This window comes from Colwellia sp. Bg11-12 (genome assembly GCF_014076955.1).
Classification (GTDB): Bacteria; Pseudomonadota; Gammaproteobacteria; order Enterobacterales; family Alteromonadaceae; genus Colwellia_A.
Genome location: NZ_JACGUZ010000071.1, coordinates 384,809 through 400,574 on the forward strand (window position 1 = coordinate 384,809; position 15,766 = coordinate 400,574).

General features: G+C 38.8%; 15 protein-coding genes. 10 read left to right on the forward strand and 5 right to left on the reverse strand.

The genetic code is table 11. The features are described 5' to 3' along the window. Position 1: 1 nt before the first annotated feature. The 4 genes from rlmD to H4J39_RS10700 are packed head-to-tail and all read left to right on the forward strand — an operon-like array spanning position 2 to position 5,256. On the forward strand, positions 2 to 1,324 hold the full coding sequence (gene rlmD / locus H4J39_RS10685; protein ID WP_182228116.1) for a 23S rRNA (uracil(1939)-C(5))-methyltransferase RlmD: 1,323 nt from the start codon (positions 2 to 4) through the stop codon (positions 1,322 to 1,324). Positions 1,325 to 1,364: 40 nt separating this feature from the next. Further along, complete coding sequence (gene relA / locus H4J39_RS10690) at positions 1,365 to 3,572, forward strand: GTP diphosphokinase (RefSeq protein ID WP_182228118.1); 2,208 nt, start codon at positions 1,365 to 1,367, stop codon at positions 3,570 to 3,572. 35 nt (positions 3,573 to 3,607) lie between these two features. Continuing rightward, a complete protein-coding gene (gene mazG, locus H4J39_RS10695) occupies positions 3,608 to 4,450 on the forward strand; it encodes a nucleoside triphosphate pyrophosphohydrolase (RefSeq protein WP_182228119.1) in 843 nt (280 codons plus the stop codon). 2 nt (positions 4,451 to 4,452) lie between these two features. Further along, positions 4,453 to 5,256, forward strand: coding sequence for an enoyl-CoA hydratase-related protein (locus tag H4J39_RS10700; protein ID WP_182228121.1), 804 nt, complete (start codon positions 4,453 to 4,455; stop codon positions 5,254 to 5,256). A gap of 57 nt (positions 5,257 to 5,313) precedes the next feature. Here H4J39_RS10700 and H4J39_RS10705 read toward each other — a convergent pair whose 3' ends face one another. From H4J39_RS10705 to H4J39_RS10725, 5 genes are all read right to left on the reverse strand, one after another. Beyond that, positions 5,314 to 6,042, reverse strand: coding sequence for a YebC/PmpR family DNA-binding transcriptional regulator (locus tag H4J39_RS10705; protein ID WP_182177053.1), 729 nt, complete (start codon positions 6,040 to 6,042; stop codon positions 5,314 to 5,316). Positions 6,043 to 6,144: 102 nt separating this feature from the next. Further along, the gene (locus H4J39_RS10710; RefSeq protein WP_182228123.1) at positions 6,145 to 6,873 is read right to left on the reverse strand and encodes an ABC transporter substrate-binding protein; all 729 of its coding nucleotides are present in this window, start codon (positions 6,871 to 6,873) and stop codon (positions 6,145 to 6,147) included. A 93-nt stretch (positions 6,874 to 6,966) separates the two neighbouring features. Continuing rightward, the gene (locus H4J39_RS10715; protein WP_182228125.1) at positions 6,967 to 7,617 is read right to left on the reverse strand and encodes an SdpI family protein; all 651 of its coding nucleotides are present in this window, start codon (positions 7,615 to 7,617) and stop codon (positions 6,967 to 6,969) included. After that, entirely contained in the window at positions 7,614 to 7,916 is a 303-nt protein-coding gene (locus tag H4J39_RS10720) for an autorepressor SdpR family transcription factor (RefSeq protein WP_220462177.1), read from the reverse strand. Before H4J39_RS10720 ends, H4J39_RS10715 begins: the two co-directional genes overlap by 4 nt. A 110-nt stretch (positions 7,917 to 8,026) precedes the next feature. Continuing rightward, the gene (locus H4J39_RS10725) at positions 8,027 to 8,767 is read right to left on the reverse strand and encodes an AraC family transcriptional regulator (RefSeq protein WP_259368811.1); all 741 of its coding nucleotides are present in this window, start codon (positions 8,765 to 8,767) and stop codon (positions 8,027 to 8,029) included. A 145-nt stretch (positions 8,768 to 8,912) separates the two neighbouring features. Here H4J39_RS10725 and H4J39_RS10730 point away from each other — a divergent pair, with 145 nt between their 5' ends. The 6 genes from H4J39_RS10730 to H4J39_RS10755 are packed head-to-tail and all read left to right on the forward strand — an operon-like array spanning position 8,913 to position 15,766. Continuing rightward, a complete protein-coding gene (locus H4J39_RS10730; protein ID WP_182228127.1) occupies positions 8,913 to 10,094 on the forward strand; it encodes a Gfo/Idh/MocA family protein in 1,182 nt (393 codons plus the stop codon). Position 10,095: 1 nt separating this feature from the next. After that, positions 10,096 to 11,154 (forward strand): sugar phosphate isomerase/epimerase, encoded by a 1,059-nt coding sequence (locus tag H4J39_RS10735; protein WP_182228129.1) that lies wholly within the window; start codon positions 10,096 to 10,098, stop codon positions 11,152 to 11,154. Between the two features lie 47 nt (positions 11,155 to 11,201). Continuing rightward, positions 11,202 to 12,422: a sugar MFS transporter gene (locus H4J39_RS10740; RefSeq protein ID WP_182228131.1), complete on the forward strand. Its 1,221-nt coding sequence runs from the start codon at positions 11,202 to 11,204 to the stop codon at positions 12,420 to 12,422. A 40-nt stretch (positions 12,423 to 12,462) separates the two neighbouring features. After that, complete coding sequence (locus tag H4J39_RS10745; protein ID WP_182228133.1) at positions 12,463 to 13,320, forward strand: sugar phosphate isomerase/epimerase; 858 nt, start codon at positions 12,463 to 12,465, stop codon at positions 13,318 to 13,320. A gap of 23 nt (positions 13,321 to 13,343) precedes the next feature. Continuing rightward, positions 13,344 to 14,069 (forward strand): DUF1080 domain-containing protein, encoded by a 726-nt coding sequence (locus H4J39_RS10750; RefSeq protein ID WP_182228135.1) that lies wholly within the window; start codon positions 13,344 to 13,346, stop codon positions 14,067 to 14,069. Between the two features lie 14 nt (positions 14,070 to 14,083). Then, on the forward strand, positions 14,084 to 15,766 hold the full coding sequence (locus H4J39_RS10755) for a GMC family oxidoreductase (protein WP_182228140.1): 1,683 nt from the start codon (positions 14,084 to 14,086) through the stop codon (positions 15,764 to 15,766).

Genomic DNA, 15,766 nt, shown 5'->3' on the forward strand with positions numbered 1-15,766 from the left:
CATGGCCAACTTTTTTAAAGCAACAGTTAAAAAACAAGAATTAGGGCAAGAAGTAAAAATTAAAATAACGCGCCTTGATATTAACGGCTGCGGCGTTGGTCAATACAATAAAAAACCTATATTTATTGATGGTGCGTTACCTGATGAAGTGGTTCAGGTGAAGGTTATTGAGCAAAAAAACAAATATAGCCGTGGCAAGCTAACAGCGGTAATCGTTCCCAATGAAGATCGAATAGCGGCGAAGTGTCAACACTTTCTCAGTTGTGGAGGTTGTGATTTACAGCATTTGTCACCCGCCGCTCAGCTTGACTTCAAACAGCAAAAAGTCAGTGACTTATTTTCGCGTAATAATCATGATCAATTATTGCCTTGGCAAGCACCTATAATCAGTCAATCTTGGCATTATCGACGAAAGGCCCGTATTGGTGTGCAGTACAATAAAGTTGGGCAAGCAACTGTTGGCTTTAGGCAGCGAGGTAGTAATCATTTAATTAATATTAAAAATTGTCCTGTACTTATTCAGCCATTAAATAATATTTTCTCACCCCTTAAAGTCTTGCTAAAAAAACTGTCTGGTAAAAACGCTATTGGTCATATAGAGGTTATTGCTACAGAAAAAGTGACTGTTGTGGTGCGTCAACTTGATAAGTTAACCCAGCAAGATAAACAGCACTGGCAAACATTCAGTGATGATTTGTGTTGTGATGTGCTGTTTGATTTTGGTAAAGAGATAATTTCGCTAGATGAATCGATTCCAGAAAATCTACAGTATGTTTTAGATAATAATATTGCTATCTCTTTTAGTAGTGATAACTTTATTCAGGTTAATCACGACATAAATAAAAGTATGATAACTCAAGCTATTGATTGGTTGCAGTTAACTGAGCAAGACATTGTGCTAGATTTATTTTGTGGTTTAGGTAACTTTAGCTTACCTATCGCAAAAAATGTCGCGCAAGTCGTCGGTATTGAAGGCGTAGCGCTTATGGTCACTAATGCGCATAAAAACGCTTTGCAAAATGGTTTAGCTAATTGTGAGTTTTATCAAACTGACTTAAATAGCCATTGGAAGGACGAAGCTTGGGTCAATAAAAAATACACTAAGCTGCTATTAGACCCTGCTCGAGCAGGTGCATATGAAGCGCTGCAACAATTGACACATTTAAATATTCCAACCGTTTTATATGTAAGTTGTGATCCCGCAACGTTAGCTAAAGATAGTGAGTTATTAATAGCACAAGGTTATCGTATTGAAAAAATATCCTTAATGGATATGTTTTCTCAAACAAAGCATATTGAGACTATGGTATTGTTTGTAAAGTAGGTATTCATTTTGTTTCTCTAAAATTTAGTAGGTTATTTTTATGGTGTCGGTACGTAAATCTCATCAAATTTCAGAAATAAATTTTGAGCAATGGTTAAGCTCATTAGAACTTAGTGACCAAAAAAACTTAGCACTCGAGAAGCTTTGGCAACAAGTGAGTGAGTTCTACGTTGAACAGCAAGAGTGTCAGACTAAGTCTTTAGAAATGGTCGAGATTCTTGCTAGTTTGAATCTTGACCGTGATTCATTATGTGCTGCTTTTTTACTTCCCTTATATGAATATCAATGTATTTCATTGGAATACATTGAAGAAAATTTTTCTAAGAAAATACTCAACTTATGTAATGGCGTTAGCCAAATGCAGGCAATAAAAACCCTGCAGCAAGGTCAATCAAATCAAGTGTCTGCAAACCAAGTTGACAACATCCGTAAAATGTTAGTTGCGATGGTCGACGATGTACGTGCGGTTGTAATTAAACTTGCTGAGCGAGTTTGCTACTTGCGACTGGTAAAAAATGCGGATGAAGAAACACGTGTTTTAGCTGCCAAAGAAACAGCCAATATTTATGCGCCACTGGCTAATAGGTTAGGCATAGGCCAATTAAAATGGGAGCTTGAAGATATATCTTTTCGCTACCTCCATCCAAACGTATATAAAGATATTGCCCAACAATTAGATGAAAAACGCCTTGACCGAGAACAATACATGGCTGATTTTGTTAGCAACCTCAGTGGGCAATTAAAAGACTTAAATATCGATGGTGAAGTTTATGGCCGGCCTAAACATATTTTTAGCATTTGGAAAAAAATGCAACACAAGTCACTTGATTTTGAAGAGCTCTTTGATGTTAGAGCGGTAAGAGTTGTTGTTGATAAACTACAAGATTGTTATGGCGCATTAGGCATAGTTCATACAAGTTGGCAGCATTTACCTAATGAATTTGATGACTATGTCGCAACGCCAAAACCCAATGGTTATCAATCTATTCATACGGTCGTTTTGGGCCCTGAGGGTAAATCAGTAGAAGTTCAAATTAGAACTCAGCAAATGCATGATGATGCAGAAATGGGGGTCGCTGCCCATTGGCGTTATAAAGAAGGTAGTGCAGGGGGTAAAAATACCGATAGAAAAACGGGTTTTGATGAAAAAGTGAGTTGGTTAAGAAAAATATTACAATGGCAAGATGATGTAAGCGAAAGTGGTGACTTATTGGATGAGTTACGTAGCCAAGTTTTTGAAGACCGTATTTATGTATTCACGCCAAATGGAGATGTGATTGATTTGCCCGCAGGCGCTACCCCCTTAGATTTTGCGTATTATATTCATTCAAATGTTGGCCATTGTTGTATCGGCGCTAAAGTTTCTGGTCGAATTGTGCCTTTTACTTATCGTTTAAAAACAGGCGATCAAGTTGAAGTACTAACCAGTAAAACACCCAACCCAAGTCGAGATTGGTTAAACCCTAATCTGCATTATACTCATGCACCAAGAACAAGATCGAAAATTCAACATTTCTTTAAGCTTCTTGACCGTGACAAACACATTGCCTCAGGTAAAGAGCAGTTAGATGGCGAGTTATCTAAACTTGATTTATCAGATGCAGACTTAATGTTAGCAAGCCAACGTTTTAATATTAAAACCGTTGATGATTTATATGCCGCGATAGGCTCAGGTAATGCTCGCTTGCAGCAAGTGATTAATCATTTGCAATATCATGAAGAAAGAAATAACCCCCCTGTTGAACTTGACCCACAAAGCTTGGTAAAACCTCAACAAACTCAGCAAAAATTTAAAGCTGACGCCAATGGTATAACCGTATCGGGTGTCGGTAATTTGTTAACACACATGGCAAAATGTTGTCATCCAGTGCCTGGTGACGATATTGCGGGTTTTATTACCCAAGGACGAGGTATTTCGGTACATCGCAACGATTGTGACCAATTCGCTAATGCATTAAATCAGCAACCTGAGCGTCAAGTAGAAGTGCAATGGGGTGAGCAGAGTCAACAGAATTATCTTGCAACGGTTAAAGTTATCGCAAGTGATCGTCAAGGGTTAGTCCGTGATATTTCTACGATTGTCTCAAATGAACGTGTCAGTATTGTCGGCATGGAAAGTCGTTCTGATGCCAGTAAACAAACAGTCGCTATGTTATTAAATATCGAAATTCCAAACAATGAAATATTAGGTCGTTTAATTGGGAAATTACTGCAACTCGACGATGTATTAGAGGTTAAAAGACTTTAGCTTTATTTTATCTACCTTATGGAAAACGTATAAATATGTTAACTGAACAAGCTTCAATGAATAAACTTCGCTGGATTATGTCAGCGTTACGCGACCCAGAAACAGGGTGTCCGTGGGACATTAAGCAAGACTTTGCCTCGATAGTTCCTCATACCATCGAAGAAGCTTATGAAGTAGCTGATGCAGTAATTGACGCTGTTGAGCAGCAAGACTTCTCTGAGTTAGAAAAAGAATTAGGTGATTTATTATTTCAAATTATTTTTTATAGTCAACTCGGTCAAGAGCAGAAGCAATTTGATTTCGACAGTGTGGTCGCTGCCATTTGTGAAAAATTGATCCGCCGTCACCCACATGTTTTTGGCGATAAAAAGTTAGTTTCTGATGCTGATATAAATGCAAATTGGGAAGATGAAAAAGTGCAAGAAAGACAACAAAAAAATGCCAACGAACCCATCAGTATTCTTGCGGATATTCCAAGAAATTTACCTGCACTGAGCCAAGCGGCTAAAATTCAAAAACGTTGTGCTCATGCAGGGTTTGATTGGCATAATATTGAAGACGTATTTGCTAAAGTCGCGGAAGAAGTTGAGGAGGTTAAGGTTGAGATTGAACAGAATAACCCCGAGGCATTGGCTGAAGAGCTCGGTGATTTAATGTTTGCGGTTGTCAACCTTTGTCGTCATGCCAAGCAAGACCCAGAACAGCTATTACGCCAAGCGAATCAGAAGTTTACTACACGATTTCATGGTGTTGAAAAGCAGGTACAAGACTCAGGCATAATATTTGAACAGCACTCACTCGAAACGCTAGAAGCATACTGGCAACAAGTGAAGTGCGATGAAAAAAAGTCAACACTCAAATACCTTAAAGAGAAATAGTGATGAAAGAAAAGCTTCCCCAATTATCAGACTGCATACTCGCCCTAGACAATAATATTGTTACGTTAACGTTTAATCGTCATGACGTACGTAATGCGTTAACCAGTACAGCAATTGCGGATGATATTGTTGAAACCGTTAATTGGGTGAATAAAAACGCTAACGTGGCAGTTTTGATTATTACCGGTGCGGGCTCCGCATTTTCTTCTGGTGGAAATATTAAAGATATGGCCGAGCGTGGTGGAGATTTTGCTGGCGATGTTCAAGAACTTGAAGCGCGTTACCGCCAAGGTATTCAACGAATCCCTCTTGCTTTACACAAATGTGAAGTGCCTATTATTGCGGCTATTAATGGTGCAGCAATCGGTGCAGGTTTTGATGTAGCTAATATGTGTGACATCCGTATTGCTTCAACCAAAGCAAAATTCGGAGAAACATTTGCTAATTTAGGGCTCATTCCTGGTGATGGTGGTGCGTGGTTTATGCAACGCGCTATCGGTTATCAAAAGGCCGCTGAACTCACCTTCACAGGACGTATTATAACGGCGGATGAAGCAAAAGAATTGGGCGTTGTGCTCAATGTTGTTGAACCTGAATTATTAATGGAAACAGTGCGAGCCTTAGCGACGGATATAGCCAGTAAGCCAACCGCTTCAATGCGCTTAACTAAGCGATTGATGAAAATGGCACAGCGTACTGATTTACCTGATTTTCTAGATATTTGTGCAGTATTCCAAGGGATGTGTCATAACAACCCAGAACATTTAGACGCGGTCAATGTCATGCTGGAAAAGCTGGCTAAGTAATTATGGGGAAGACAGGATGCCAGAGAAATAGCATCCTGAGCTCAGTACTCTGTTAAATTATGACTCGGCAATATCAGCATTATGATAAACGTTTTGTACATCATCACAGTCATCTAACATAGCGATAAACTTCTCAAAATTTGCCGTGTCATCTTCACCGGTAATTTCAGTATAAGTTTGTGGTACCCATGTAATTTCTTCAACTTCTAAATCAAATTCTGGCATTGAATTCGCAAATTCAGTTTTAATTTTGAAAAACTCAGTGTGCGGGGCATAAACAGTAATGATACCGTCTTCAAGCTCAACATCGGTCACATCAATATCAGCCATCATTAAGGTCTCTAAAACAGCTTCATCATCTTCACCTTGAAAGGCAAATACGGCTTGATGATTAAACATGTGTGAAACAGTACCTGATGAACCAATTTTAGAATACGTTTTAGTAAAACATTGGCGAACGTCTTTAATGGTACGATTACCGTTATCGGTTAAACAATCGATAATAACCATGCAGTTACCCGGACCAAAACCTTCATATCGTGCCGCCACAAAGTCTTCACCGCCAGCACCAGATGCTTTCTTAATAGCATTTTCAATAACATGTGTAGGTACTTGGTCTTTTTTAGCTCGTTCAATTAAACCACGAAGTGTTAAGTTGCCGTCAGGGTCTACACCGCCTTCTTTGGCACTCACATAAATTGCTTTACCGTATTTAGAATAAACTTTAGTTTTCGCACCGGCTGTTTTCGCCATTGACAATTTGCGGTTTTGGTATGCTCTACCCATCTGAATGCATCTCATTGTTCTTAAAAAATTGATGAGCTAGATTCTACCCGCTAGGGTGAAGTTTGACTAGTGCTGTAATAGGCTATTCAGAAAAATTGTTTATTATTTTTCATTAAATAATAAGGAAAGGTCTTTTACCAGTTGCAGGTCAGTAGAACGAGAGGTTGCTATATATAAACTCGTAGATAGCTCTGTAAAGTCGTAAGCATAATTAAACTGAGACAAATTATAAGGGCTATTCTCAACGGCTGAGGTAAAGCCTACTTCTGTATCAGGATATAAATCTCCTCTGCCCATATTCAATAAATGAAGTGCTTGTGTAGAGCTCGTCACCCAAATTACTTTTTCCTCATTGATTAGATTATGTTCTGAAAAATATAGGCTAGAAGCTTCCTTTCGTTTTAGTATCAAGACATACTTTTTTATATCTGAAAGCTTATTGATTTTTATATCTTTATTCTCACTTGATGTGATGAGTTTTGACTTTACGGTGTTAAGTAAACCAAGCCAATGATATTTATTTTCACGTTCAGGAATTCGGGCAATAGAAAAAATTAAACTATTGGGTACAACATGTATTTGAAAAATGGCTCTTGCCCAAGGTACTACTTGAATTTCGTAAGGCCAGTTTGCGGCATCTAATACTTTTTTTACTTTTGCTATCGAGGATCCTTTTACGTTTCCCTGGGGATCAGTATATTGGTAAGGGGCCCAGTTTTCAGTATAAAGTGTTAATTTCGGTTTGTAATTAAGTGAAATTGTATCCGACTGAGCACTTGCGCCAAAGGTCAAAAAAAGTAGGGTTAAATATAAGGGATAAGCAATTTTCAATATTATACCAACTAAAAAATAAGGCTTATTAGTTAGTATAATCGTAATTTACTATTTTACTAACTAACGCTACTTGGCGTGTTAATTATAAGTTTAGTCATTCTTTTGCTCTTCTTTCCATATCCACCAGCTATAGACGCACGGTATTAAAGCGGCGGGTAGTACCGTGAGTATGACTAAAACTCCTAAGTTATTACTCGGTATGAATGAACAAGAAATAACAATAATAAAACCTGCGATCATAAATAACTTACCAGCCAATCGATGTGTTTTTTGCCAAACTGCATCACTCGATAATGTCCAAGGGGTTCTAATACCAATAAAAAAATTACTTCTGGTTTTACCTAAATAGTTGCCAATAATAATAAATAATATACCAATAGAGAATCCAAGAATCATCATCATAGGCACTTCAAAACCATTGACCATAGCAATATAGCTGATTTGAATAGTTACCATTAATAATGTGATCGCTAAACTAAATGCTGCAATAGATTTATGCGATAATTGTATGTTTTTCTTGCGGGGGTCAAGTTCACTTAATACGGAAATAATAGTTAAAATAATGATCATTACCGTTGGAGGAAATAAAAAAGCGATATAACCATCGGCATACCTATCTACTTCGCCATCAATATTCCAATGAATGGGAAGTTGTAAACCCTCAGGTAAACTATTGATCATATATAACGAAGTGAAAAGAGAGATTATAGCGATCCCCCAACATAGCTTTAAAATATTCATAATGACTCCTTACTCTCTGATTTTCCGCTTTTCTTTTCGAAAAGATTAAATAGTCCATTCATTAAATCTTCAACAACACTGGTGTTTAATGAATAAATGATCGTCGTACCTTCTTTAATGGTGATCACTAAGTCTGCTGATTTTAAAACATTGAAATGTCCAGACAAGGTTGATTTGGCCACTGCTATCTCCTCTGAAATTTCGCCAGCAGACAAATCTTTTTCTTTTAGCAATGCTAATATTTTCCGCCTTACAGGGCTAGAAAGTGCTTGGTATGCATCTGACATTGTATTTATCATCGTCAATAAAACCTTAATTCGTAATTTAGCGAAATTACGAATTAAAAGCAAGAATTGTATTTCGTAAAATTACGAAATAAGAGGTTTGCTCTATTTTTCTACGAGTGATGCTAGGGATTATTGTAGTAATTTCGTCTAAAATCGGAAGGTAACTCACCAAAAAACAAACGAAACTGCTTACTAAAATAGCTATGATCACTAAAGCCGGTTTCGTCTCCCACTTGTGAGATAGGCATGTTAGTTTCGATCAATAACTTACGTGCATTCTCAAGTCTCACTTCATTGATAAACTGTTTTGGTGTTTTAGCTAAATATTTTTTGAAGCGTCTTTCTAAAGCACTTACTGACAAATAAGCGACTTCAGCGAGTTCTTCAATAGTAAAAGGGTGTTTAAAATTCTGTCGAATATAGTCAACAGGCTCTTTTACTGCATCAACATTTGACAAGGCTTTAGCTTGCTTTTCTAAATGACGAGTAATGCCATAAGTACCAATAGTATCGCCATTTTCATTAGTGATCGCACGCTTTGATGTTGCATACCAAGCTGTATCCCCCGATTGCGTCATATTCATTTCTAATCGCTCAGTAACATTTTTTCCCGCTAGTACCTTTTCATCATCTCGAATAAATTGCTCTGCAATATGAGCCGGAGAAAAGTCATAATCTGTTTTACCTATGATCTTCTCTATACCCTTAACGCCTTTGTGCTCTATAAATGCCTGATTGGCATGTATAAAATTATGTGAGTTATCTTTAATCCAAAAAAGTACATCGGGTAATAGATCAAACATGCGAATTAATTGCTTAACCCCCATTTGATTAACAAAACTATCAAAATTTTTATCGTTCATTTCAACTCTATTTTATATTTGTACGTTTAATTAAAAAAGCAGACGCCGAATTTGTTGCATTAGAAACCGATTTATTAATAACACAGTTTTTTAATAAACCCCTATAGTATTTGTGATTATTAATTTAAGAGTGCTGAGTTTATTGATGAAAAAAGTTCGTATGGGGATGGTCGGTGGTGGACAAAACGCTTTTATTGGCGGAGTTCATCGTATTGCTGCGTTTATAGATGGCGAAATAGAATTGGTCTGTGGCGCATTCAGTTCAAATGAGGCACGAAGTAAGGCTTCAGGGCTTTCGCTTTACTTACCCGAAAACCGTTGCTATGACAGCTATGACGAAATGTTCAAAAGTGAAGCCCTATTACCTAAAGCGCAAAGGATGGAATTTGTCGTTATTGTTACGCCAAATTATTTGCATTTCCCTATTGCCAAAGCCGCGATAGAACATGGTTTTCATGTACTTAGTGATAAACCTGCTACGTTAAATTTATCTGAAGCAGTGGCATTAGAAAGTCTCATTAAAAAACATAACTGCCTTTATGGATTAACACATACCTACAATGGCTATCCTTTAGTAAAACAAGCAAAGCACATAATTGAACAAGGTGATTTAGGTAATATTGTTAAAGTTGTTGTGGAATATAGCCAAGGCTGGTTAGCCTCAAAAGATGACGAAAAAAGTAAACAAGCTAGCTGGCGTTTAGATCCTGAAAAATCAGGTGTTAGCTGCTGTATGGGAGACATAGGCGTGCATGCCGCTAATTTAGCCGAGTATGTTTCTGGTTTACACATAACCGATGTATGTGCTGATTTAACCTCAACTGTCGCAGGGAGATCTTTAGATGACGATGGCACGGTTATGCTTAAGTTGTCTAATGGTGCTAAAGGCGTTTTATTGGCTAGCCAAATATCGTTAGGTGATGAAAACAACTTAAAGCTGCGCATTTACGGTGATAAAAAAAGTATTGAGTGGTCACAACTCGACCCCAATACGTTATGGCTGAAATCTAATAGGCAAGCAACATTACAAATTCGTGCGGGTGTCGGCGATATGTGTCCTGAGGCTCAGCGGGCAATGCGCACGCCAGCGGGACATCCTGAAGGGTACCTTGAAGCATTTGCCAATATCTATCAGAATTTTATCGCCCAGATCAGAGCTCATCATAAGGGTGAGAAAAGTGATAATGCTACTTTTGATGTCCCGGGTATTGAAGAAGCCGTTCGTGGTATGGCATTTATTGAAAATGTTGTCATTGCGAGTCAATCAAACCTGAAATGGCACCCTTTTACTCTAGAGATAAAACCGAAATTTCCGGAGAAAAACTAAGATGACGCAAATAAAAGGGCCTGGAATTTTTCTCGCACAATTTGTTCAAGACCAAGCACCGTTCAATAATTTAACGAATATTTGCCAGTGGGTGGCGAGTTTAGGTTACAAAGCCGTACAAATCCCAACATGGGATAAACGTTTATTTGATTTAAAATTGGCTTATGAAAGCCAGACCTATTGTGAAGAAATTCAAGGGGTAGTCAGAGAAGCAGGACTTGAAATTAGCGAGTTATCAACACATTTGCAAGGGCAGTTAGTGGCTGTTCATCCGGCTTACGATAAACAATTTGACGGCTTTGCTATTGATGAAGTTAAGAATAACCCGCAAGCGCGAATGCATTGGGCAATAGAACAAGTAGGTATGGCAGCAAAGGTCAGTGCTAACTTTGGTTTGAAGGCTCATGCTACATTCTCTGGCGCTTTACTTTGGCAAACTATTTACCCTTGGCCGCAACGTCCTCCCGGGTTAGTAGAAGATGGTTTTGCAGAACTTGCAAAACGCTGGTTACCCCTTTTAAATAAATTTGAAGATGTGGGTGTTGACGTTTGTTATGAGCTTCACCCTGGCGAAGATTTACACGACGGTGTTACCTTTGAACGTTTTCTTGAGGCTACTGGCAATCATCCAAGGGCTAATATTTTATATGACCCTAGCCATTTTGTTTTACAGCAACTTGATTACTTAGCTTTTATTGACATTTATCATGATCGAATAAGAGCCTTTCATGTCAAAGATGCAGAATTTAGACCTAATGGTCGAAGCGGCGTTTATGGTGGATATCAAGATTGGCAGAATCGACCTGGGCGCTTTCGCTCTCTAGGTGACGGCCAAATAGATTTTAAGCAAATTTTTAGTAAGTTAACACAGTATGGTTTTGATGGTTGGGCGGTACTTGAATGGGAATGTTGCTTGAAACACCCTGATGATGGCGCCAAAGAAGGCGCTCCTTTTATCACCAAGCATTTAATTAGAACACCAGAACATGCTTTTGATGATTTTGCTTCAAGTGATGAAAACCCTTTATTGAACCGTAAAATTTTAGGACTTGAGCTTTAAGGTTGATAAAACCAGAAGAGCTTAAATAGAAACAGGAACAGGAAATTATGACAGCAGAAATTAATAAAAATAAGCTGTTTATTGCTAGCTGTTTAGCATTAACCGTAACAGCAATGACCTTTGCTATAAGAGCTGGGATCTTAGGACAGCTTAGCCAAGACTTTGCTTTATCGGATACCCAATTGGGTTGGATAAATGCTATGGCATTTTTAGGTTTTCCCATTGCTACTATGTTTGGTGGTTTACTTTATAACTTTTTAGGCGCAAAGAAATTAGTCCTTATTGCCTTTGTTGGCCATATCATTGGTTTAGTCTTAACCATGTCTGCTGAGGGCTTTTGGACATTACTCATTTCCAGCTTTTTTATCGGATTTGCTAATGGTGCCGTAGAAGCCGGTTGTAATCCGTTAATTACCGATATGTATCATAAAAACAAAACGACTATGCTGAATCGTTTTCATGTGTGGTTTCCTGGTGGCATAGTCATAGGAGCGCTAATTTCTAAAACGATGACAGATATGAGTTTTGGTTGGCAAGCGCAAATTGCCATCATGCTCATTCCAACGGTCATTTATGGTTATTTAATTTTGAGTCAACAATTTCCAGAAAGTGAAAATATTGATACCTCAACGGGTAACAATATCAAAGCACTATTCTCGCCGTTATTTTTATTTATGGCCTTTTGTATGACCTTAACGGCAACCAGTGAATTAGGTACCCAGCAGTGGATCGAACGTATTCTTGGCGCATCAGGTGCTTCACCTATGCTAATTATGGCGATGATCACTGGAGTTATGGCAATAGGGCGATATTTTGCGGGGCCAATCATTCACAAGTTTAATCCTGCGGGCGTATTGCTTTATTCTGCCATCGTTACCACCTTAGGCATTTACTCGATGAGTATAGCGACCGGTAATATGGTCTATGTATCAGCCTTACTCTTCGCGTTTGGTGTTACTTATTTTTGGCCAACAATGATTGGCTTTGTCGCTGAAAATATTCCGCAATCGGGAGCATTAGGTATGTCGATGCTAGGCGGTGCAGGGATGTTTGCTGTAAGTCTATGGAACCCCGTTATAGGTGGTTGGATTGATCAAGCTCGTGAACAAGCATTAGCAATAAAGAGTACATCTGAAGTTGCAGAACTCGCAGCGGGTCAAGCAACATTGGCTAATTTGAGTTTGTTTCCATTGGTACTAATTTTTGCTTTTTTCGGACTGGTCATTTTTATGAAAAAACAACGTTTACAGCAAGGTAGCTTTGCATAGTACTGAATGAAATCGTAAAAATTTAAGGAATAGAACATCCATGAAAAAATTTATTGTATTAATGTCGGCATTATTAGCTTTCTCACCGATATGTTTTTCTAAAAGCATCGCACCAGACAAGTTACTCATGCCAAGAATAAGTGTGCAACTTTGGTCAGTAAAAAATGAGGTGAAAGCAGACTTTAAAGGCACATTAAAGCAAATTGCCCAAATGGGATTTTCAGGTGTTGAGTTTGCTAACGAATTCGGAGAGTTTTCAGGTGATTCAAAAGCCATTAAATCAGTGCTTGATGAATTAGGCTTGAAGGGGAGTGGAGCACATATCTCGTTTGAGCAACTTAACGAGAAAAATTTTGATAAGACCGTTGCATTCTACAAAGAGTTGGGTGTAAACATGTTGATTGTTGGCTGGGATGAACGTGCTTGGCACCCAGAAGGTATTAAGGAAATTGTGTCTTTACTGAATAATTTTGATAAAAAGCTGGCTCCGTTGGGCATGAAAACAGGATTTCATAATCATGATCATGAGTTTGACGCCTACGAAGGAATTACTTATTGGGACTATCTTGCACAAAACACATCACAAAGCGTGATATTGCAACAAGATGTAGGTTGGACAACTTTCGCAGGTAAAGACCCTATTGAGTATGTAAAACGCTATCCTGGCAGGACATTAACGACGCATTATAAAGTGCGTTTACCCGAAGGAACTCTAGGGAAGCTCCCCATTATTGGACAAGATACTATTGACTGGTTGAATTTATCTAAAGCGAATATTGCGGTTGGTGGAACACTTTGGTTTGTCGTTGAGCAAGAAGAATATCCTAATGGCTTAACGCCATTACAAGCTGTTGAACAGTCCAAAATTGGTTTAGATAAAATCCTTAAACAACTTTAATATACTTTGAAAAGAGTCAACAAATGAAGAAGTTAATATTCACTAAAAAGTCAGTATTGAGTGTTATAAAAACGAGCATAATATTGTTTTTTATCAGCACACCCATATTAGTTTCTGCTCAAGATAACGAGCTGACAGAAACAGAAAAATCTCAAGGTTGGCAGTTACTTTTTAATGGTGAAGATATGTCGCAATGGCGTAGCTTCAAGAAAGAAACACTCAGCAGTAAATGGCAAGTACAGCAAGGCGAAATGAGGCTCAGCGAAAAAGGTGCTGGCGATATTTTGACTAGAAAATCCTATGAAAATTTTGACTTGAAATTAGATTGGAAAATATCAATTGCGGGTAATAGTGGTATTTTTATTATGGCGGACGAAGTGGGCAGCCAAATATATTCTCATGCTGTAGAAGTGCAAATTCTTGATAATGAACGCCATAGCGATAACAAACTTGCTTCGCATTTGTCCGGTTCAATCTATGACATTAGCGCATCACCTGTTGAATCTCATAAGCCAGCAGGTGAATGGAATACCGTACGTATTCTTATGATTAATAAATCACTCAAGGTATGGCAAAACAATGTACTAACGGCTGACATTGTTGTCGGTAGTGAAAACTGGCAGCAACTTGTCGCAAAAAGTAAATTTAAAGATTGGCAGGGGTTTGCTTTAACCGAAGTCGGTCATATTGGTTTGCAAGATCATAACGATGCTGTTGCTTTTAAAAATATAAAAATAAAAGCGTTATAGCGCAGGGATAGATAATGAAAGATTTTGATTATGAAGTCGTGGTTGTTGGCTCTGGAGCTGGCGGTGCAATGGCTGCGTATACGTTAGCCAAAGCGGGCCATAAAGTTTTAATGTTAGAAGCAGGCCGAGATTACGACCCTAAAACTGAAACGCCAATGTTTAAAACAAATGCCGAAGCACCATTGATGGGGGCAGGTAATGTTGATAAAGACTTCGGTTTTTATGACGCGACGGTTGATGGTGGCTGGCAAGTACCTAATGAGCCATATACCACCGGTGAAAATTCTGATTTTATGTGGTGGCGTGCACGCATGTTAGGCGGACGAACCAATCATTGGGGCAGGTACTCATTACGTTTTAGCGAACATGATTTCAAAGGAAAAACTCGCGACGGTTTAGGCGCAGATTGGCCATTTGAATATGAAGAGTTAGCGCCTTGGTATGATAAAACAGAAACACTTGTTGGTATTTGTGGCACCAATACGGGCTTAGACGATATGCCTGATTCTGCTGAAGGGGTATTACAACCGCCACCTAAAGCGCGTATTCCAGAACTCTTAGTAGCAGCTGCAGCCAAAAAATTAGGTATTGCCACCGCGCCAATGCATAGAGCCGTTTTAACCCGGCCCAAAGATGACAGACAGGCGTGTTTTTATGCAACACCATGTGGACACGGTTGTTCAATAGGCGCCGCTTTTCAAACGACTACGTCATTACTGCCAATGGCAAAGGCAACGGGTAATTTAAAAATTATTACAGATGCAATGGTTCGAACAGTTGATGTTGATGAAAATGGTCAGGCGAACGCGTTAACCTACGTTGATAAAAAAACGGGTAAAGATATTAAGCTCGCCGCTAACGTTATTATTTTAGCGGCAAGCGCTTGTGAATCAGCAAGATTATTACTCAACTCGAAAAATGCCCATCATCCTAATGGGTTAGCTAATTCGAGTGGACAAGTGGGCCGAAATTTAATGGACTCTACAGGCACTGGTGTTGGTGCTCATATTCCTGCGCTTGAAGGTCGTCCCATTTATAACGAAGACGGGCATACTGCAAACCACTTATTTATTCCTTGGTGGGGACATAAGCAACACGCTAAAGGTGAACTCGATTTTCCTCGTGGTTATCACTTTGAAATTGGTAGTGGTTTTAGAGCACCAGGCTCGGGTGTTAGTGGTAACTTGCAAGGTTATGGAAAAGAACTTAAAGACCAAGCCAAGCAATATTATGGCGCTGGCGTATATTTAGCGTTACGTGGTGAAATGCTACCTAATGAGCATTGCTATATGGAAATTGACGATAAGGTCACTGATAAATGGGGAATACCCGTTGCCAAGTTTCATTGGAAGTGGGCTGACCACGAACTTAAACAAGTTGAGCACGGCTTAAAAACTGCAAGAAAAATATTGGAAACCATGGGAGCGACTTTCACCAACCCTTTGCCGAGTGCAGATAAGGCTATTTTAAAAGGTGGTCAAATTATTCATGAAGTCGGTAGTACTCGCATGGGCGAGTCGCCGAAAGATTCAGTGACCAACCAATATGGACAAACATGGGATTGTAAAAATGTCTTTGTTATGGATGCTGGGGTCTTCGCTTCTAACCCTCATAAAAACTGCACGCTTACTATTATGACGTTAGCCATGAGAAATGCGACATGGCTAGCATCTCAATTAAGTAAAGGGGAGCTGTAA